At 47.6% G+C, this 248-nt stretch carries 1 protein-coding gene; it reads right to left on the bottom strand.

Translation table 11 applies throughout. The features are described from left to right. The coding region (locus AN944_RS21235; RefSeq protein WP_200913409.1) for a VCBS domain-containing protein at positions 1-248 on the bottom strand (248 nt) is incomplete at both ends.

The raw sequence follows: 248 nt of genomic DNA, 5'->3' as shown, positions 1-248 counted from the left end.
GTACCAAACTGGCCTTGAATCGATTCGGCGTTAAATTGTGCTTGGCCGTTATCACTATCAGTAATGGTCAACGCACCATCGACCCTTAATAATCCCGAGTGAACATCTTTATCTTCGGTGAGGCTGGCCGTTGCAGCGCCCGCAATCACGGATTTATCATCAGTACCGTTAATGGTGACGGTGACTTGTTGTTCAGTGCCATCGACGGAATGCACCAGCAATGTGTCAGTTAATGATTCACCCGTTTT

Origin of the sequence: Shewanella sp. P1-14-1, assembly GCF_001401775.1 — a bacterium.
In the GTDB taxonomy this organism is placed as follows: domain Bacteria; phylum Pseudomonadota; class Gammaproteobacteria; order Enterobacterales; family Shewanellaceae; genus Shewanella; species Shewanella japonica.
The sequence above is the reverse complement of the archived record's forward strand: the minus strand, read 5'-3'. Positions and strand labels throughout refer to the sequence as shown.